Annotated in this window: 15 protein-coding genes; 12 read left to right on the top strand and 3 right to left on the bottom strand. The window is 52.4% G+C overall.

Annotated features, from left to right (window positions below):
• Positions 1 to 54: 54 nt before the first annotated feature.
• The 6 genes from ACJJIW_RS09545 to ACJJIW_RS09520 all read left to right on the top strand — a co-directional run bounded on the left by ACJJIW_RS09545 (position 55) and on the right by ACJJIW_RS09520 (position 7379).
• Positions 55 to 1836, top strand: coding sequence for a trans-sulfuration enzyme family protein (locus tag ACJJIW_RS09545; RefSeq protein ID WP_444937187.1), 1782 nt, complete (start codon positions 55 to 57; stop codon positions 1834 to 1836).
• A gap of 110 nt (positions 1837 to 1946) precedes the next feature.
• The gene (locus ACJJIW_RS09540) at positions 1947 to 3245 is read left to right on the top strand and encodes a S1C family serine protease (RefSeq protein WP_444918211.1); all 1299 of its coding nucleotides are present in this window, start codon (positions 1947 to 1949) and stop codon (positions 3243 to 3245) included.
• On the top strand, positions 3236 to 4276 hold the full coding sequence (locus tag ACJJIW_RS09535; protein WP_444937186.1) for an FHA domain-containing protein: 1041 nt from the start codon (positions 3236 to 3238) through the stop codon (positions 4274 to 4276). Before ACJJIW_RS09540 ends, ACJJIW_RS09535 begins: the two co-directional genes overlap by 10 nt.
• Positions 4273 to 5346, top strand: coding sequence for a histidinol-phosphate transaminase (gene hisC / locus ACJJIW_RS09530; protein ID WP_444918212.1), 1074 nt, complete (start codon positions 4273 to 4275; stop codon positions 5344 to 5346). The genes ACJJIW_RS09535 and hisC overlap by 4 nt, the downstream gene beginning before the upstream one ends.
• Positions 5347 to 5422: 76 nt before the next feature.
• Positions 5423 to 6364: a penicillin-insensitive murein endopeptidase gene (gene mepA / locus ACJJIW_RS09525; RefSeq protein ID WP_444892054.1), complete on the top strand. Its 942-nt coding sequence runs from the start codon at positions 5423 to 5425 to the stop codon at positions 6362 to 6364.
• Positions 6365 to 6368: 4 nt separating this feature from the next.
• Positions 6369 to 7379, top strand: a complete 1011-nt coding sequence (locus tag ACJJIW_RS09520) for a D-alanine--D-alanine ligase (RefSeq protein ID WP_444937185.1) — start codon at positions 6369 to 6371, stop codon at positions 7377 to 7379.
• Positions 7380 to 7432: 53 nt separating this feature from the next.
• Here the strand turns inward: ACJJIW_RS09520 and ACJJIW_RS09515 are convergent, their stop codons facing one another.
• Positions 7433 to 8002: an HNH endonuclease gene (locus ACJJIW_RS09515; protein WP_282931208.1), complete on the bottom strand. Its 570-nt coding sequence runs from the start codon at positions 8000 to 8002 to the stop codon at positions 7433 to 7435.
• 796 nt (positions 8003 to 8798) lie between these two features.
• On the opposite strand from ACJJIW_RS09515, the gene ACJJIW_RS09510 reads away from it, so the two are divergent.
• The 5 genes from ACJJIW_RS09510 to ACJJIW_RS09490 all read left to right on the top strand — a co-directional run bounded on the left by ACJJIW_RS09510 (position 8799) and on the right by ACJJIW_RS09490 (position 15563).
• Positions 8799 to 10286 (top strand): PQQ-dependent sugar dehydrogenase, encoded by a 1488-nt coding sequence (locus ACJJIW_RS09510; protein ID WP_444937184.1) that lies wholly within the window; start codon positions 8799 to 8801, stop codon positions 10284 to 10286.
• Positions 10287 to 10336: 50 nt separating this feature from the next.
• Positions 10337 to 10651 (top strand): exodeoxyribonuclease VII small subunit, encoded by a 315-nt coding sequence (locus tag ACJJIW_RS09505; protein ID WP_444937183.1) that lies wholly within the window; start codon positions 10337 to 10339, stop codon positions 10649 to 10651.
• A gap of 15 nt (positions 10652 to 10666) precedes the next feature.
• A complete protein-coding gene (locus tag ACJJIW_RS09500) occupies positions 10667 to 11560 on the top strand; it encodes a polyprenyl synthetase family protein (RefSeq protein WP_444937357.1) in 894 nt (297 codons plus the stop codon).
• A gap of 95 nt (positions 11561 to 11655) precedes the next feature.
• Positions 11656 to 13572 carry a 1-deoxy-D-xylulose-5-phosphate synthase gene (gene dxs / locus ACJJIW_RS09495; RefSeq protein WP_444937182.1) on the top strand — a complete coding sequence of 639 codons (1917 nt, stop codon included), beginning with the start codon at positions 11656 to 11658 and terminating at the stop codon, positions 13570 to 13572.
• 140 nt (positions 13573 to 13712) lie between these two features.
• Positions 13713 to 15563 carry a DUF885 domain-containing protein gene (locus ACJJIW_RS09490; protein ID WP_444937181.1) on the top strand — a complete coding sequence of 617 codons (1851 nt, stop codon included), beginning with the start codon at positions 13713 to 13715 and terminating at the stop codon, positions 15561 to 15563.
• A gap of 91 nt (positions 15564 to 15654) precedes the next feature.
• Here the strand turns inward: ACJJIW_RS09490 and ACJJIW_RS09485 are convergent, their stop codons facing one another.
• Complete coding sequence (locus tag ACJJIW_RS09485; RefSeq protein WP_444937180.1) at positions 15655 to 17703, bottom strand: TonB-dependent receptor; 2049 nt, start codon at positions 17701 to 17703, stop codon at positions 15655 to 15657.
• A gap of 294 nt (positions 17704 to 17997) precedes the next feature.
• Between ACJJIW_RS09485 and ACJJIW_RS09480 the strand changes: the two genes are divergently transcribed.
• Positions 17998 to 18315, top strand: coding sequence for a DMT family transporter (locus ACJJIW_RS09480; protein WP_108734565.1), 318 nt, complete (start codon positions 17998 to 18000; stop codon positions 18313 to 18315).
• A gap of 39 nt (positions 18316 to 18354) precedes the next feature.
• Here ACJJIW_RS09480 and rsgA read toward each other — a convergent pair whose 3' ends face one another.
• Complete coding sequence (gene rsgA / locus ACJJIW_RS09475; protein ID WP_444937179.1) at positions 18355 to 19473, bottom strand: ribosome small subunit-dependent GTPase A; 1119 nt, start codon at positions 19471 to 19473, stop codon at positions 18355 to 18357.
• Between the last annotated feature and the right edge of the window lie 92 nt (positions 19474 to 19565).

Genomic DNA, 19565 nt, shown 5'->3' with positions numbered 1-19565 from the left:
CACAGGACTGTTAGAGTCACCATATAACAAAAAGCATCACGTAGTGAGGACACAATGGAAGCGAACCTAGAAGATGTAAAAATTCTCTCTCCCCGCCGCAACAGCACCGAGGCAAAAAATATTGATGAGCTGTCAAAAGAGCAATTGCAGCACTTTTGTATTGATAGTGAATCAGAACATGGAAAACTGTTAGAACAAACCGCAACCCTGCTCTACCAGGCACAAGGAAATCTGAGCCAGCTGTGGAGCCAGGTAACGGACACACTCCAGCGCTTGGACAAGTCTGACAAGATTGCCTATTTCAATGCCAAGCGCTTTATGAGTTTCCAGCTGGCGAAATTATTGGACACCTTACAAAACCCATTGCGAGCCAGCTTTCAAAGCCTGCAAGGGGACGACTTTAATATCACCACACGGGGCGGTTACCCCCTGTTCGATAATATTCCCGCTATTTTTTCTGCAACCCCGGTAATTGCCCGCACAGCAACTTACATTTATGCCTGCACCGAGTGGGTGGACGATGCTTTCCGTGGGCGCGAGCCGAGCCACGATATTTATTCACGTTTACTCAACCCCACTTCCATTTCCCTGGCCAATGCTATTGTGGATTTGGAATGCGGACCTGAAGCCAGTGAATATATGGCCTGGAATTTTAATTCCGGTATGGCTGCAATCGATGCACTCCTGTCAAATCAATTGCGCCACGGGGATATCTTAATTGTTTCCAGGAATATCTATGGCGGCACTCACCAGCTGTTACAGGATTTCTACGCCCGCAAAGATAAACTGTCTATCAATCTGGCCTGGTTTGATGGCACTACCGGTGAAGAGTTCGAAAAGCTACTGGCTGATACCCAGCAAGCATACGCAGACGCAATCAGTGCCGGAGCAAAAATACATGTCTATATTGAATCGCCATGCAATCCCCACGGGATCATGCTGGATGCACCGGCTATTTGTAAAACCGCTCACCGGGAAAATATCCTGGTAAGCCTGGATGCCACCCTGGCAACCCCTTTTCTATATCAGCCACTACGCCGCAAAGATAGGGAAGAGAGACCGGATTTTGTTGTTCACTCCTACACCAAGGATATCGGTGGCACCGGCGCCGCCACTGCCGGTGTGGTTATCGGCGAAAACCACCGCATGTTTATCCCTAAAGGCGACAGCGCAAAAGGCCTTAATTGGGATCAGTGCATGTTCTGGGATGTTTATTACATCAAGGGGGCTTTCCTGGATGCAGACAAGGCCTGGGAAGTGCATTGCGGTATGCGCACCTTGGAAATGCGTATGCTCACCAAGTGTATTAATACTTTGAGCCTCAGCCATTTCTTTGCCAGTCACAGCAAGATTCGTGTCAACAGCCATGCAGTGGAAACCCATCCCAATTCCGGGCTGCGAGAATCGCTGATGCGCTACCAGTTCCCCACACCATTATTCAGCATTGACATGGAAGCTGCGCAAATTCCCACCGAAGCCTTTAAAAGTTTCTTTGACGCGCTGGAGCCCGCTTTCGGGCAGATGGTGAGCTTGGGCCAGACAAATACCATGGTGCTCTGCCCTGCCCTGACATCTCACTCAGAGCTATCACCTGAAGCGATGGAAGCGGCGGGTATATTCCCAACCACCATCCGAATTTCTGTTGGGGATGAAAATATGGCGCAGATGGCCGCTCATGTGATCAACTGCGCGCGCCTGCATCTCGATCCAGTTAGCCCTGATTTTAGCGAGGGCTTTATCGCCCCGGAAGAAGCCGACAAACTCTTCAGCCGCTTTTATCTCGAGTCGCACCAAAAAGTGATAGAGACACAGCCAAAAATTGTGGACTATCTCTAACCATCCAAAACAAATCCATCACCGGTAGATAGCGCCGGTGATGGGCGCTTGTTGCACTATCCTATATCCCGTAGTATCACGCTTTCTGTCCACAATTTAATCAATTCAAAATGCCGAAACTTTCCACGTGGCTCTTCGCCTGGATTCTGTGCTGCTTATCCACTGTTGCAATGGCGCAAGGCTATGAAAAGCTCTACAGTGATTATCGCGGCAGCCTCTATCAAATTCGACTTATCGAAAAATCCTCCAATTCAAAAGCCGGCCTGGGGTCAGGCTTTCAAATCTCCCCCGATGGATTGATCGCCACCAACTACCACGTAGTGGCTCAAGCGGTTAGTGAGCCGGACGAATATTCCCTGGAATACCTTGCAGTTAATGGCACCCGGGGAAAATTAACTCTACTGGATATTGATGTAGTCAATGACCTGGCGCTGCTGCGCCAGGAGAAACCGGGAGGCGAATACCTGGAATTGGCGACAGACACCCCCAAAAAAGGGGAAACCATTGTCTCCCTGGGCAACCCATTGGACCTGGGCATGACCTTGATTCCCGGGACCTATAACGGTATTGCCGGCGGTAGCTTCTACGATCGTATTCACTTTGCCGGATCTATTAATCCGGGAATGAGCGGTGGGCCAGCGATCAATACCCAAGGGCAGGTAGTGGGCATTAATGTGGCGACTGCAGGCAACCAGGTTAGCTTCCTGGTACCAGTGGATAAGCTGTCGTCACTTTTAAAACACTACCGCGCTGAAGGCGGCACTCTCAACCTGAAGCAAGTAACTTATCAACAGCTTTTGGATAACCAGCAAAAAATTATCGACTCAATACTGAGGGCCGACTGGCAGCGTCGCGCCCTCGGTGAGGCCCAGGTTGTCGGTGAAATAATTCCAGCCATTAAATGCTGGGGAAACACCCAAGAGAGCGAAACCAATCCGATCAAGCGAATTGATAAAGGCTGCACCGGACAAGATGTTATTTTCCTTTCCGACGACTTCAACACCGGGCGGGTAGAGTACGAATTTTTCTGGCTGCAGGCGGAGGATCTTCTGCCCGCGCGCTTTTATGCGGAGTACGAAGGACAGATGGACTCCTTTTACCCAGGCAATAGCGCTGGAGAAGAAGATGTAACCAATTTCCGCTGCCAGCAAGGATTTACCTCTCAGGAGCGCGGCAATGAAACCTCAGTGTCCAAGCCGGATCGCAATCGCGAGCCCCTGATCGCGCGCACCAGCTACTGCGTCAGGCGCTACAAGGACTTCCCAGACCTCTACGATATTTTCTTCCTGAGCCTAAGTGTGGATCAGAAAAATCGCGCACTGGTCAGCCACTTTACCTTGTCCGGCTTTACCCAGGAGTCCGCCGACGCCTTTACCCAGAAGTTTACGAGCGAGATCCAATGGCCCTGATTATTGAAGAACTCAATCGCGCCCACCGGGTGCAGCTGCGCTACCGAATGGACGGGGATAAATTTACCCTGGGCCGCGCTTACGACAATGATGCAATTCTGGAGGACATCCACTCCGATGCCCACCATGCCGAAATCAAGCGGGGAGAGGACGGCCAGTACGTCTTACACGACCTCAATTCGATCAACGGCTGCCAGCTTTTGGGAAACCTGAAAGACAAGTCCGTTAAACCCGATACCATCGCTCAACACAGGATATCCTCCGGTGACTTGCTGCAGTGTGGGAAGTCACGCTTCCGGGTTTTCCATACGGATGACCCGGTACCTGAAGCTACCCCTCTCCATTCACTGGAAAACCTGTTTTCCAGCTTGTCCCACCCCCTGGGAGCAATACTGCTGCTGTTGTGTTTTGGCTTCGCCAGCGTACTGATGAGCTACCTCGGTTACGCCCGTAACTATCAATGGACCATTGCCGTCAACATTCTTGCCACGGCCATAATTGGCATGGTGATTTACGCCGGAGTCTGGGCGTTTATCAGCAGGGTAGTCAGGCATGAAACACACTTTTTCACCCATCTATCCATCGCCGCCATAGGTGCACTTACTTACACCTTTTGGGAATGGCTGAGGGGGCTAATCAATTTCAATTTTGCCATCGGCACCACTATTCAGGTCCTGGACTTCCTGGTACTCGCCATCATATTACCGGCAATGCTCTGGTCCGCCTGCTATCTGGCCACCAACCTCGCCAGGGGCTGGCGCTGGACAGTGGCACTGACACTGCCACTGGCATTCCTCGGCCTGGGTTTAGCTGAAAGCGTTAACAACATGGACGAATTCAGCGAGGTTCCACCGATATCCACAGAGCTGAAATACGATAATATGCTATTCCGCAACCCTGTTCCCATGCAGGAATTTATTGGAAATTCGGCCGACCTGTTTGATATCCCCATCAAGAAAAAAGAAACTAAAGAAGGCGCTGAAGGCTCCTCCAGCGACAATCAAAGTAGTACCGCAGAGGTAGAATCATGAGCAAGATTTATTGGAGCCCAGGGCTCGACCAGCTGGAACCCTATACACCTGGGGAGCAGCCCAAGAGTGAAACCCTGATAAAGCTCAATACCAATGAGAACCCCTACCCTGCCTCCCCCGAAGCTTTAAGGCTCTTGGAGCAGCACGACTTTGCCGATGCATTGCGCCGCTATCCCGACCCGGAGTCCTGTGAATTACGCCGCGCTATTGCCGATAAGCACAATCTCTCTGCCGAACAAGTATTTGTGGGCAATGGCTCCGATGAAGTGCTGGCGCTGAGCTTTTACAGTTTTTTCCGCCGCAGCGAGCCCCTGCTATTTCCGGATATCACCTACAGTTTTTACCCGGTTTATTGCCAGCTCTTCAATATCAAAAGCCGCACTGTTCCCCTGCACGGCGATTTCTCTATCCAGCTTGAGGACTATGCCGCTCCCGCAGCCGGTGTAATTATTCCCAACCCCAATGCACCCACGGGACGGTACCTGCCGCTAGAGCAAATTGAACAGCTCTTGCGCTCACAGCCTGAGAGAGTGGTGGTTATTGATGAGGCCTATATCGATTTTGGCGGACAAAGTGCAGCAACACTCATCGATCGCTACCCCAACCTGTTGGTGATACACACACTGTCAAAGTCCTATGCCCTCGCAGGGCTTCGCCTCGGCTTTGCCATGGGGCAGAAGCACCTGATTGAAGGATTGCTGAGAGCCAAGAACTCCTTTAACTCCTACCCCATTGATGCCATTGCCCAGCGTGTGGCCACCGCAGCGATCCACGATACCGCCTGGCACAGCGACAATTGCGGCAAGGTCATCGCGACTCGGGAGCGCTGTGAGCGGGCGCTTATAGACCTGGGGTTCGAAGTGATTCCTTCCCAGGCCAATTTCCTCCTGGCCAAACCACCGGAGCCCGGCGCAGAAGCCCTGTACCTGGCACTGCGGGAGCGTAATATTCTCGTACGCTACTTCAACAAGCCCCGGATCAGTGAGTACTTGCGTATCTCTATTGGCACCGATGAAGAAATGGAGCAGCTGATACGGAACTGCAAAGAGATACTTGCGTCACAGAGCTAGCACTCTGTCTGTCTATACTCGTCGGGCGCCACTTGAGGTGGCCCGACAACTGTGACTTATTGGTATCCAGGGACCTATGCACCCGAAAGCTCAAAATTCAGTATCCACTACCGAGGCCGTCAGCCCCTTTAAAGCGGGATTTTTACGGCAATTAACCCACACCCTGATTCTCGCCTCGGCCCTGGCGAGCGGCGCCGCAAGTGCCAACGACTGGGATAAGGTCGAAGGGCCCAGTGCACAGACACCATCGAGTATTGGCACCTACACCAATGGCTGCCTGAGTGGCGGGGAGACCCTGCCATTGAGGGGAGAGGGCTATCAGTTGGTGAGGACTGGCCGCGATCGACATTTTGCCCATCCCCAGACCATTAACTTCCTGAAGGAGTTTTCCCAGAGCGTGGCGCAGAAAGATCTGGGCAGAATCCAGATCGGTGACATGTCTATGGCTCGAGGGGGCCCTTTCGGCAGTGGTGGGCACAACAGCCACCAAACCGGCCTAGACGTAGACATCTGGTATTCCCAGGATCGGCGGGCCGCAGAGCGTCCCCTCACCCCGTGGGAGCGTGATAATATCTCTGCTGTTGCCTTGGCTGATGAGCGCAAACACCGCCTGATCCCTGAAAATTGGGACGACCGGGTTCCCAAAATCCTGCGCATGGCCGCAGAGGACCAGCGGGTCGAACGAATATTTGTACACCCGACCATTAAGCGCCACCTGTGTGAAATATCCGGCGAAGATAACGAGTGGCTGCGCAAAGTGCGCCCCTGGTGGGGGCACAATTACCATTTTCATGTGCGCCTGGCCTGCCCAGAGGGAAGCACCAACTGTAAGCCCCAGGCTCCGGTGACCACTGCAGCCTGTGGCAGTGACTTGGATTGGTGGTTTAGCGATGACTTCTATGCAATTCTCAATGGCACTAAACCCCAGCCGAAACAGAAAAAGCCGAAACCAAAGACCTTGCCCCAACAGTGTGAACAGGTATTAACCGCACCTTCGGCAGGCACTACGACGGAATAATTTTATGATTAACACCTTGCTTATCTGCGGCGGTGGTGGCAGCGAGCACGACGTATCCCTCAGAACTGCTGATTTTATCGAGGACAAGTTGTCAGCGGCAGAGGACATCGCCCTATTGCGGGTGGAAATGGATAACAGTGGCTGCCTTACCGACAGCCAGGGCCGGGTTTACCATATCTTTTACGATCGTAAAATTCGCGATGAAGAGGGTAACTCCTGGGATGTGGACTACGTAATTCCTGCAATTCACGGCTACCCGGGAGAAACCGGCGATTTGCAGTCGCAACTGGATATGTTCCGCATTCCCTATTTCGGCTCTGCACCTGAACCCAGCAAAATCTGCTTTAACAAAATTAAAACCAAGATGTGGCTCAGTGCCCTGGGTATTGAAAACACACCTTACGAGTTTTTGCACAGCACTGAAGTCGAGGAACTACAAAAAGCTCACGATGCCCTAGAGAACTGGGGTGAGGTATTTGTAAAAGCCTCCAATCAGGGATCTTCCGTAGGTTGCTTTAAGGTCCATGACAAAGAGGAGTTAGAGGCCGCGATCGAGGACGCCTTTAAACTCTCCCCTTATGTGCTGATAGAAAAAGCATTGAAAGCCAGAGAGCTGGAAGTTGCGGTTTACCACTACAACGATGATGTGATCGCAACCCGCCCGGGAGAAGTACGCGCCCCAACGGATACTTTTTACACTTATAAGGAAAAGTATGCCGAGGGCAGCCGCGCGGTCACCTTTATCGAAGCTGCTGATCTTCACGAAGAACAGCTTCAATGGATAGCCGAAGTATCCCTGCGCACTTTTAAAGCCCTAAAGCTGAAGGATTTGTCCCGCATAGACTTTTTCCTGACAGAGACCGGCGAACTCTACCTCAATGAGGTCAATACTTTTCCCGGTATGACGCCAAACTCCATGTTCCCCAAAATGATGGAAAACCACGGGCACAATTTCACCGAATACCTGGCCGGCCTGATCCGCTCTGCGGTATCTTCACCTAACGACAAGACATAATTAAAAGGGGCCTGTTGGCCCCTTTTCTTTTTTGCTCATTTTGATCCGATGGGCTAGTGCAACAACCACCCCTGTTGACGCCGCCGTGAAAACTGGCCGCGCAGAAACTCCATCTGATCGCCGCGAATCCGCTCACTGTTAATCAGGGCAAGGTATTCAGCTGCATTGGGGCAGAAGGGCAAGGCCAACAGCTCCATGTCAATATTTTCCAATAGTTGATTGCCCTTATGCTGGTTACAGCGCCTGCAGGCCGCGACCACATTTTCCCAGGAATCAACTCCACCTTTGGAAACAGGAATAACATGGTCCCGTGTCAAATCCACACTTTTAAAGAAATTACCGCAATAAAGACAGGTATGGGAATCGCGAAAAAACAGTGCTCGATTTGTTAGAGGTGGGCGCCGGCGCGGACGGGCCATACGTGCACCGCCACAGGCGATAATAGCGGCCAGATCGAGGCTGGAACGATCGCCATTGCGATTAAAACCTCCTCTCACCCGCTGGACAACACCTCCCAGCGACCATGTAACCAGCTCCCGCACGTACAGACAGGATGCCTCTTGCCAACTCAGCCACTCCAGCGGTTGTCCCGCCAGATTTAAACGCAATATTCTCGCGTGCATAACCTCGCCTCCCCACAGTCGAATAGAACAAGGCAGCCCCGGAACTGTTTCCGTGTAATCACAATATTTTTTATAAAGAAGAAAAAAGAAGTTTTGGAGTGACAGATCGAAGGGACTGGATGACGATGACAGAGGCTGGCGCAATTCGCAGCATTAGAAAAAACTGCCACCTTCGAAAGTAAAAGCTTGCTCCCAGACAGTATGGAAAAGCCTGAAAGTTTTTTTACCAACGAAAATACAGATGCCCACAGGCGTAGTTTTGCCTTGGGTAATACGGGCACTTCTGCTGGTAGATTACTGAATGCGCCACCCTCCGCCGGCCCATGGGTAATTTGGCCGGCCTATCAACATTAAAGCGGATAACTATTACAAATTCCAGACAGTGACAAGCCGATGGTGGAATTACAGCAAATTACATAGGATAGGTATAAATTCTGGAAAGTGTTGTAGGCAGCAACAGGCAGATTAAAGCAGAATGTAAAACACCGCCCAGGCAATCCGGCCAGGGCGGTGCGTCTCACAGGATGATGCCCATATCCCTAGGGCGAGCGGCGCAATCCATTTATCCATTGCCGCAGTAGTGCAGTCCCTTTCGCGTCCTTGCAAGTTAATTATGGACATCAAGGGAGAAAAAAGTAGGGGAAATCTGCTGAATTTTATGTAAGAGATATCTCACAAACTGAGTTACCTGTTACAAAAGGGAGGGGAGACAGGAAATTAATCCCGCGTTAACTATAGGGGTAAAAAAGTAAGCGCGGCAACTATAAACATCTTTATTTCAAGTTCAATCGATACCATGAAGAAAACGTTGAAATATACGCTAATATTTTTTATTGCCCTGGGAGCGGTGCTTTCTACCGCCTTGGCCACCTTTAAATCCAGTGTCAGTGTACCCTGGCGCCAACTGGTCGGTGGTGTCAAAACAACAGAAAAAGAAGTGACAGGCAGGCTAACGACAGCGGATGGATATTCGGTCGAATTATTCGCAAGGGATGTTCCTGGCGCGCGCTGGCTCATAGTGACCCGCAGCGGAGACATCATTGTCTCTCAGCCGAGACACGGCAAAGTTTCACTTTTATTACAAGATAAAGACGGCGATGGTCGCAGTGACGGACAAAAAGTCCTAATTGATAATCTTCAGCGGCCCCACGGATTATTGCTACACGACGGTTGGTTATATATTGCCGAAAGTGACGCAGTTGGACGGGTGCCCTTTGATCATTCCGATGGGCGGCTGGCTGGGCGCTACCAGCGAATTATTGAAAATCTTGAGGACGATGGACACTGGACCAAAACTATTGATATGAGTCCCGATGGGTGGCTTTTTCTCAGCAGTGGTTCCAGCTGCAACGTTTGTATTGAAAAAGATCCTCGCCGCGCAACTGTTATGAGGATGAAGCCAAATGGACATGATTTTGAAATATACGCCACCGGCCTGCGCAATAGTGTGGGGTTCGATTGGTCTCCAAAAGATGGCGGACTTTACGCAACAGATAATGGCCGCGATTGGCTCGGCGACAACCTGCCGCCAGATGAGCTCAACCTGATTCGCAAAGACCAATTCTACGGATGGCCCTACGCCTACGGTGACCGGGTTCCCGATCCGGATCTTGGGGTGGATGCAAGCCCTGAAATCCAGCAAAAGATTGCTGCCTCAATTCCCCCCGTATACGAATTTCGCGCTCACAACGCGCCACTCGGGATTAAATTTTTGCGCAGTGTGGAACAGCCTAAGGATTATCGCCATGCAGCGCTGGTCGCCCTGCACGGCTCGTGGAACCGCAGCGTGAAAGATGGCTATAAAGTTGTCTCCCTGCACTGGAGTGACGACGGGGAAATTCAACAGAGGGATTTCCTGTGGGGATTTCTCAGCGATGACCGCCAAACGGTTTACGGCCGCCCTGTCGCCATCGCCGAGGATAAACTGGGCAACATCTATATTTCCGATGACTACGCCGGTGCAGTTTATCGTGTGAGCCAAGGGGCCCCTCGCCAAGCTGTATTGACAACACAGCAGCCACAACTGCAAAAAACATCCACGGCCAACGCGCTTTCAATAGATGCCGAGATGGTGCAACTGGGCGCGCAGCTCTATCGGTCTAACGATTGTGCCCACTGCCATCAGGCCCAGTTTCCCCTGCGCAACCTGTCCGCTAAATACACAGCGCAGACCCTGGCTGACTACTTCGATGCCCCAACACCACCAATGCCCAACTACAACTTTACGGCGGTGCAGAAAAAAGCCCTGGCGCACTATCTTTTATCCCGGGAGTCGAGCCTCTAGGAATTGCACGTCTAAACGACACTGAGAAGAGGCTCCCGGATGAGGGTGCCATGGAATTGACCCCCGCAGCGCCAGCCGCTAAGGTTGCCCCGCAATTAAGAGGCAATCCTATGGCGGCAAAGAAAAAAACAGCAACTTTTGAAGAGAGTCTCGAGGCGTTGGAACAGCTGGTTGAGCGACTCGAAGGCGGAGATCTCCCATTGGAGGAGGCTCTCGCTGATTTTGAAAAGGGAGTGAAACTCACCCGGGAGTGCCAACAGAAGCTCGCCAAAGCCGAGCAGAAAGTGAAGCTGTTAATTGAAGAAAGCGGCAATATCCGCGAGCTCCCCTTTGATGCCGACGACAACTCCGGGGACCCAGTTTAAGTGAGTTCCGCAAACCTGCCAGAGGAGCTGAAAGCCTTTCTACAGGCCTCCTCCACACGCGTCGAAAGCCGAATCCAGCAGGCGCTCAACACCCCGATCGACGGCTCAGAAAAGCTGTTCGAAGCAATGCGCTATGCCGCACTGGGCCCCGGCAAACGCCTGCGCCCCGCTCTCGTCTACGCCTGTGCCCAGGTTTTTCGGGGTGTCGATTTTGACCTGGCCTATTGCGATAGCACAGCGGCGGCCCTGGAGTGCATTCACGCCTACTCCCTGGTCCACGACGACCTGCCGGCAATGGATGACGACGACCTTCGTCGAGGTCGCCCCACCTGTCATATCGCCTATGACGAAGCCACAGCCATTCTCGCCGGCGACGCACTGCAAACTCAGGCTTTCGAGTTGCTTCTCGCTGAACCCCTCGCCCCTCAATTGCAGTTACAGCTTATGCGTGAGCTCGCCACTGCGGCGGGGGCCCGAGGTATGGTCGCCGGCCAGGCTATCGACCTGGACTCCGTTGACCAAACCCTCACCCTGGATCAGCTGGAGCCCATGCACCGCCTCAAGACTGGGGCTCTGATTTGTGCCAGCGCACGTATGGGCGCACTGCTGGGCGGTGCCAGCGAGAGGGAGCTGGAGATTATTACCCGCTACGCCCAAGCTATTGGCCTGGCATTCCAGGTTCAGGACGATATTCTCGATATCACTGCTGAAACCGCAGTTCTGGGCAAAACCCAGGGCGCCGATGCCCTGCGCAACAAACCCACTTATGTCTCTCTGCTCGGCGTCGACGGCGCCCGGGACAAGCTGGCAAAACTGCACGCCCAGGCCGCCCAGGCACTGCAAAGTCTCGATGGCGATACCCTGCTACTACAGCAGCTCGCAGACTATATCGTGCAGCGCGGACACTGAGTCACAGCCTTGCCTGTGGGGTTTGGGATGCAATATGCCCGCCACGGGCATACAATCCCCCTCAATAACACCATCTGTTGCAACTGATACATTTGATGCTCGAAGAAATTCCACGCACACGCCCGCAGACACCGCTTCTCGACTCGATCGACGACCCGGCGCAGCTGCGCGCCCTCGATGAACGCCAATTGCCGGAACTCGCCAGCCAATTGCGCGAGTACCTGCTGTATTGTGTCGGCCAGACCGGCGGGCACTTTGGTGCCGGTCTCGGTGTGGTGGAACTGACCATCGCCCTGCATTACATATTCAATACCCCGGAGGACCGGCTGGTTTGGGATGTGGGCCACCAGACCTACCCCCATAAAATCCTCACCGGTCGCCGCGAACAGATGCTGTCCATGCGTCAGCAAGGGGGCCTGTCCGGCTTCCCCAAGCGCAGTGAGAGCCCCTACGATACCTTTGGTGTCGGTCACTCCAGCACTTCGATCAGCGCCGCCCTGGGTATGGCCCTGGGCTCCCCTGACGATCGCAAGGTAGTGGCGGTGATTGGCGATGGCGCCATGACGGCGGGAATGGCTTTCGAAGCCCTGAACCACGCCTCGCATACCGGCAAGGACATGTTGGTTGTTCTCAATGACAACAGTATGTCTATTTCAAAAAATGTCGGCGGCCTGGCTACCTATTTCGCCAAAATCCTGGCCAGTAAAACCTACCTGAATATGCGCGAGGGCAGCCGTAAGATACTGTCTGCCATCCCCAAAGCCTGGCAATTGGCGCGACGTACCGAAGAGCACGTCAAAGGCATGATCACGCCGGGCACCCTGTTCGAAGAACTGGGCTTTAACTACGTAGGCCCCCTGGATGGCCACAACATGCACGACCTGGTACATACCCTGCGCAACTTGCGCAGCCAGCCGGGCCCGCAACTCCTACATATTGCCACCACCAAGGGCAAAGGCTTCGGCCCTGCTGAAGAAGACCCGGTGGGCTACCACGCGCTGAACAAGCTGGAGCCGGAAGCCAAGGTGCAAGTGGCCGTACCCGGCAAGAAGAAACTGCCCAAGTACCAGGATATTTTTGGCCAGTGGCTGTGCGATGCCGCAGAACAGGACGAGCGCCTGGTCGCAATTACCCCGGCCATGTGCGAGGGTTCCGGTATGGTGGAGTTCTCCAAGCGCTTCCCGGACCGCTTCCACGACGTAGCCATTGCCGAACAGCACGCAGTCACTCTCGCTGCGGGCCTCGCCTGTGAAGACCAGAAGCCGGTAGTTGCTATTTATTCGACATTTTTACAGCGCGGCTACGACCAAATGGTGCACGATGTGGCAATCCAAAACCTGGATGTCACTTTCGCCATCGACCGCGCCGGCCTGGTGGGCGAAGACGGCCCCACGCACGCGGGTAGTTTTGACCTCACATTTATGCGCTGCCTGCCCTACCTGGCTATCGCCGCGCCCAGTGACGAAAACGAATGCCGCCAGCTGCTCTATACCGCCTACAAACACAACGGCCCCACTGCTGTGCGCTATCCGCGCGGAACTGGTATGGGTACCGCCATTAACAAGGAAATGATAGAGCTGCCGATCGGCAAGGGGCGCCTGTTGCGCCAGGGCAGTGGTGTAGCCATCCTCAGCTTCGGAACCTTACTCGGCCCCGCTATGACCGCTGCAGAGCAACTGGGGGCCTCCGTAGCCGATATGCGCTGGGTAAAACCCCTGGACGAAGCACTGATCGATGAACTTGCCGAGAGTCACCAACTCTTAGTTACCATCGAAGAGAACACTATTGCTGGTGGTGCTGGCAGTGCCGTACTCGAATACCTCAATAGCACTGCGCGGTCGGTACCGGTGCTGCAACTGGGGCTTCCAGATCAAATTATTGAGCACGGCAAGCACAAAGACCTGCTGGCGGCCATCGGCCTCAATGCTTCCGGTATTGAGGAACAGATTCGCAGGCGCTTGCAACTGATCAATCACCAGGAGTTTGGCAGTCGCACAGCGGCAGCCAACTGACCCAGCCCGCCTTTGGCAGCCAGCTAATGCGGCTGGCTGCTCTTCGAATGCCCGGCAATAAATTGCCGGCAGTGGTAACAAACCACCCATTGACTAAATCCGGCCACTATTTGGACCACACGCTTTCACTCGAGGGGACTATGTCGTTTATCAGAAAAGCCCTATTCACTTCCCTGGGACTTATTGCCAGCCTCAATACCTCGGCGATGGATCAGGATACCTTCCGGAAAGCATACAAGTCCCTTCCGGAGACCAGCGCCTCCGAGCGCCTCATCGCCTTACAGGATTTACGCTATCGCTGGATTATGGAGAGTTATCCCAGCCAGGCAACCTACGAGGGCTACCCCGGGCAAAATCATCGCTGGGTAGATAACTCCCTGAAATCTGTGGAACTCAGGCAGAAGCAGACCCGAATCCTATTGGGCGCTACACGCAATATCGACCAGAGCGACCTGCCAGCCGGGCAACAATTGGATTACCAGCTGCTTTACCAGGACTTATTGGGAGAAGTAAAAGGCTTCCAGTTTCCAGAGCACTTGCAACCAATTACCCATATGAGCGGTATTCAGCGCAATGTACCGGCTGTTATCAATAGCATGCCCAAGCGCACTGCAGCCGATTACGAAACAATAATCAGCCGCTTGGAAAGGTTGCCAATCCTGATTGAACAAACCCAGGGGCTGATGCGCCGGGGCCTGCGCAAAGGGGTCACACCACCACAAATTACCCTGCGCGACCTGCCGCGTCAGATACGCGCACTGGTACCTGCCGCGCCGGAGCACAGCCCATTGCTGACGGCATTTAATCAAATGCCTGAGGCCATCCCAGCAACTAAGCGGAAAAGCCTGCAGCAACGCGCCTATGCCATTTACAGCAAACAACTGGTACCGGCCTGGCAGGGTATGGCTGAATTTGTTGAGCGAAAATATATTCCCGAGGCCCAGGTGGATACAGCTTTAACCAGCCGCCCTGACGGTCTGCGCTGGTACGCCCATAAAGTGGAAGAGAGTACCACCACCGATCTTAGCCCCGAAGAGATCCACCGCATTGGGCTTGCGGAAGTGAAGCGAATTCGAGGGGAGATGGATAAAATCATCCAGAAGACGGGCTTCCAGGGGGACTTTAAGGCCTTTACCGACTTCCTGCGTACCGACCCGCGCTTTTACCACACCAGCCGGGAGGGGTTACTGCGGGATTATCGCGATATTGCCAAACGCATTGATGCAGAGCTGCCCGCCCTGTTCGGCACCTTGCCGCGCCTGCCCTATGGTGTGAAACCAATTCCCGGTTACTCAGAACAGGCCCAGACTACTGCCTACTACCAACCGGGCTCCAATGAGGCAGGCCGTGCAGGTATCTTCTTTGCCAATACCTACAACCTGCCCAGCCGCCCGAAATGGGAAATGGAGGCGCTCACAGTGCACGAGGCGATGCCGGGTCATCACCTGCAAATCGCCCTGGCACAAGAGCAAACTGATATTCACCCGCTGCGCCGTATGGCTCTCTACACCGCATTTGTAGAGGGTTGGGGCCTTTACTCCGAAAGCCTCGGTTACGACCTGGGCCTGTATAAAAACCCCTACAGCGAGTTCGGTGCACTCACTTACGATATGTGGCGTGCAGTGCGTTTGGTAGTGGATACCGGTATGCACCAGCTGGGCTGGAGTCGCGAGGAAGCGATCGAGTACTTTATGGAAAACAGCGCCAAGCCACTCCACGATGTGACCGTCGAGATCGACCGCTATCTGGTTTGGCCGGGCCAGGCCCTGGCCTACAAACTGGGGCAGCTCAAAATTAAAGAGCTGCGTGCGGAAGCGGAGGAAACCCTGGACAGCAATTTTGATATTCGCAGTTTCCATGATGCTCTGTTGGGATCTGGAGCACTGCCACTGAATATTCTTGAAGAGCGTATGGACAACTGGCTGGAAAGCCAGGCCTCAGCATCTGCCCATATCGATGCGCAACAGATCGAGAAGCCCGCTACCAGTTAATCCAAACCTGTCGGCTTCTACTTCCTCTTTGCAATAGATTTCAAACCTATTGCAAAGAGGAAGTTTCGATAAAACAACCCTAATTTCCCCATTACCACTCAACATCAATTCCAAAATAAATTGAGCGAGGCTCTCCGGGAAAATACCGGCTGCCACTAAAGCTGCTGTAATCGGCGCGCTCAGCATAAGCTCTGTCAGTAATATTCAATAATCGTGTCGAAAATCCATATTGATCCCACTGCCAGGCCAATTGGAAATTGAGCAAATCATGCCCCGGATAGCGGTGAGCATTTTGAGGGTCGGTAAAATAACTGCCCTGATGTAACCACTCCAGTTCCGCCGATATAAGAGAGCCAGGCGACCACTGCAGGCGATAGCTACCAAAAGTTCTTGGTGCGGAATCTACAAAATTCCCATCCAGTTCTACGCCCTCTAACTCCCGTTGATCGTCATAGCGATGTTCAGCATAGCTGGTACTACCCTCAAAGCGCAGACTTTCAGAGAACTCATAATTAACCGCTAATTCCAGTCCCCAGTGCCGGGTCTTCCCATTGGACTGGTTAAAGTAATCAGCGTCGCGAAAAATTACATTTTCCTTTTCCATTGCATAGGCCACCCACTCAAATGAAAGGGGATCACCCAGCTTCCTCAGTCCTATTTCAAAGCTATTGAGCTCTTCAGCGTCCAATTCTGCAACCGTTTGCTCCCTCTGTAAGCGATATAATTCTGTCGCCTGGGGTACCCGATATCCCTGAGCGATTTGGGTAAATAGTTGAAATTCACTATCTAACTGTAACAGAGCACCCAGCTTGGGGGAGATATTGCTAAATCTATCTTTTCGGTCACTCGGTCGGCTAAACCGGCAGCCGCCGAAGTCACAAGCCATTCCATTTTCATCGGTACGCCCGGAGAGCATGTTATTGTCGTAATTGTAACGTGCAGACTCAAACCTCACTCCGCCAGTAATTTCTAATTTATCACTAACCTGCCAGTTTACCGATGCGTAAGGAGCGAGATTCCAAGCCGTCACTTCGTAATCATAGTGCTTCCCCACTGGAATCGTCGCCTGAAGAAATTCAGATCCCTCGGTAGTACTCTCTTGCACCTCCAAGAGATATCCCTCGCTTAATTCCGTATCAATACCCGAAACCAGATTCAGTTTTTTATCCAGCTCCAGATAATAACTAGTTCTAATTCCAATACTTTCCTGACCATTTTCTTCCAAAGGCTGGCCCGGTAAATAATGTTGCAGAAAACGCATTTTGGTTTTTCGAAAATACGGCGACAACTGTATTTGGCTGTCACGATTAATAGGTATATCGATCAGGGAATACATCCTGATAGCATAGGCATCCCGAAATGCCTCTGGATTGGGGTTTGTACGGCTCAATCGAGGATCTCGATAAGCGCTCTCTCCCTCAACGTAACCCGCAGTTTCCTGGTTCAGGTTTGTAGCTACCAAACGGGTTCGAACCCTGCTATCTCCGATGTGGCTAACATACTGAACACTGGCTTTTTGCTGGTCCACACCTGAGTGATCTCTATAGCCACCATCGGTCGTCAGATACAAATCCGTACTTATTCCATCACCTTCAGTATTAAAATGATGATTCGCCGACACACCCACTCGGTGATAATCGTGCGGCCCCGTCTCAACATTGAGTAATCCACCCTTATCCTCAACAGGGTCACGGCTAATAATATTGATCAATCCATGTAGGGCATTTGAACCATATAGCGTACCAGCAGGCCCTCTTATGACTTCGATATGACGTGCTGTCTCACTAAAAGATTCAAATAACTCATTAATATTGCAAAAGCCATTTGCTCGCAGTGGAATACCATCCTCTGCTGTCAGAACTCCCCCACAAGCTCCCGCACCCGTCAGTACTGGGGAGCGCAGGGCAGGCAGATATTCCTGCCCATTTCCTCGAGCCAGATTTGCTCCGGGCACACTCGCCAAGCTTTGTTGGATATGGGTGTTACCCGCTTTCTTGAGTACATCATTGTCGACAACGGAAATGCTCTCTACCCGCTCCGCAATGCCCTGAGCATACCTGCCCGCTGTAACAACCAGGGTTTCTATCTTCGTCTCATTACCATACGAAAAGTCAGAGAGGAAACATAACCAGACAGACACAAAAAATAATAAGACTCCTTTTATTCCATGGATCATTTTCAACTTGGCCAAACTCCCTATAACTGATTTTATTTTTATCGTCGGATACTTCCCTTCAAACCTGATTATATCGGAAGTTGCAGCTGCTAAAGACAAGTATGGTCTGCCGCTTGGCCTGCCCCAAGCCTCATAAAAAGCGTTTCCTCCATTCTCAGCTATATCTTTTCTATTGACCCTTCAATATGTTTATCAACAAGCAAGCGTCACAAGCGGCGCTGAAGTTGAAATCCCCAAAGCTATTTTTAAAGGAATATCATGGCCTGGTTCTACTTAATACTCGCCGGACTATGCGAAATTGGTTGGGTGCTGGGACTGAAAATTTCACAGGGAAGTAACACCCGCCTTCTGGGTGTGGTTATGGCTGTGGTATTTATTGGGGTCAGTGGATTTCTTCTATGGCTGGCGCAGCGGGAGATACCTATTGGTACTTCCTATGCGGTCTGGACAGGAATTGGTGCCGCCGGAGCCTTTGCGGTAGGGGTGCTGTTCTTTGGAGACTCCACCAGCCTTGGACGCTATCTGGGAGTTTTGCTCATTATCTTAGGTGTTGTCACGTTAAAACTCTCTCATTAATTGAGAAGCCCCCGGGAAAATTCCCGGGGGCCAGTTCTATTAATCCTCTGAATATTTGTGTTTACGCGCCTGGTTTTGTACAGATCGATACATCTGGGATAGCGCTCTCTCCCCTGCCCGCTTCTGTGCCAGAGTTAGACCGTTACGGCTTAATTCCTGTTGCAGTTTTTGCCAATTGCGCAAGCGCCGATCATCCAACGAACCGCCCGTTATTGCCTCTTGTACCGCACAGCCTGGCTCTGACTGGTGCTGGCAGTCAGAGAAGTGACACTCTCTGGACAAGGCCTCAATATCAGAAAAAGTCTCCGCCACGCCATCTTCAACATGCACCAACCCCAGCTCCCGCATTCCAGGGCTATCGAGTAACAGCGCTCCCCAACTCAGGGAGTGAAGAGAGCGTTTCCGTGTAGTGTGACGCCCTTTACTGTCGGCCTCGCGAATGGTCCCAGTCTCAGCCAGGGATTCGCCAGACAGCGTATTTAGCAAAGTGGATTTACCCACTCCAGAAGAACCTAACAGCGCGATAGTTTCTCCCGGTAAACACCACTGGCGCAGCTGTGCCACGCTCTCTCGATCCAGGCTATTTACCATTGCAGCGGGTAATTCGCCGAATGGACGCAATGCCTGAAGAAAAGGGGCTGTATCTTCACACAGATCGGCCTTAGTCAGTATCAGGTGTGGGCTGCAACCAGACTCCCGAGCCAGAGCCAAATAGCGCTCAATACGTGAGAGGTTAAAGTCATCATTCAGAGACGAAACAATAAAAACACTATCGACATTGGCGGCGATCATCTGCACCTGATGCCCCCCAGGTGCCATGCGCTCAAACTGGCTGCTGCGGCTCAACAAACGCACGAAATATCCACTGCTCTTCTCTAACAACAGCCAATCCCCCACCGCGGGCAAATTAGCCACAAGACTCCCGGTTAGGGGAAGGGACACAGCCCCCTGCTCGCCGGCCAATTCCAGGCGACTGCGGTGTACAGCCATAATCCGCAGCGGCAAACACTGCTCGAGTTCTTCGAGCGTCAGCTGCTGTTGGAAAAAAGACTTCCAACCGAGTTTTTGTAGCGGAGAGGTTTCCCGCTCAATTTTGATAGATAGGGATTTAGTGCCGAATCTATTAACAGACCGGCGGGTAAAGTGAGATTTACTCAAGATTGAAACCCTCTGGGCGCAACAAAGCACCAAGCGACCGCAGATACGCGGCCAACAGAGCTTTCTCAGGGAAAGCCCGACGTCTAGGAATC

It is taken from the genome of Microbulbifer maximicatervae (SeqCode), from assembly GCF_052467815.1.
This window is presented reverse-complemented; position numbering and strand designations above follow the sequence as displayed.

Excerpts from the sequence above, each read along its gene's own strand:
- ACJJIW_RS09545 (WP_444937187.1), top strand. The coding sequence starts at position 55 with ATGGAAGCGAACCTAGAAGATGTAAAAATTCTCTCTCCCCGCCGCAAC.
- ACJJIW_RS09540 (WP_444918211.1), top strand. The coding sequence starts at position 1,947 with ATGCCGAAACTTTCCACGTGGCTCTTCGCCTGGATTCTGTGCTGCTTA.
- ACJJIW_RS09535 (WP_444937186.1), top strand. The coding sequence starts at position 3,236 with ATGGCCCTGATTATTGAAGAACTCAATCGCGCCCACCGGGTGCAGCTG.
- hisC (WP_444918212.1), top strand. The coding sequence starts at position 4,273 with ATGAGCAAGATTTATTGGAGCCCAGGGCTCGACCAGCTGGAACCCTAT.
- mepA (WP_444892054.1), top strand. The coding sequence starts at position 5,423 with ATGCACCCGAAAGCTCAAAATTCAGTATCCACTACCGAGGCCGTCAGC.
- ACJJIW_RS09520 (WP_444937185.1), top strand. The coding sequence starts at position 6,369 with ATGATTAACACCTTGCTTATCTGCGGCGGTGGTGGCAGCGAGCACGAC.
- ACJJIW_RS09515 (WP_282931208.1), bottom strand. The coding sequence starts at position 8,002 with ATGCACGCGAGAATATTGCGTTTAAATCTGGCGGGACAACCGCTGGAG.
- ACJJIW_RS09510 (WP_444937184.1), top strand. The coding sequence starts at position 8,799 with ATGAAGAAAACGTTGAAATATACGCTAATATTTTTTATTGCCCTGGGA.
- ACJJIW_RS09505 (WP_444937183.1), top strand. The coding sequence starts at position 10,337 with ATGGAATTGACCCCCGCAGCGCCAGCCGCTAAGGTTGCCCCGCAATTA.
- dxs (WP_444937182.1), top strand. The coding sequence starts at position 11,656 with ATGCTCGAAGAAATTCCACGCACACGCCCGCAGACACCGCTTCTCGAC.
- ACJJIW_RS09490 (WP_444937181.1), top strand. The coding sequence starts at position 13,713 with ATGTCGTTTATCAGAAAAGCCCTATTCACTTCCCTGGGACTTATTGCC.
- ACJJIW_RS09480 (WP_108734565.1), top strand. The coding sequence starts at position 17,998 with ATGGCCTGGTTCTACTTAATACTCGCCGGACTATGCGAAATTGGTTGG.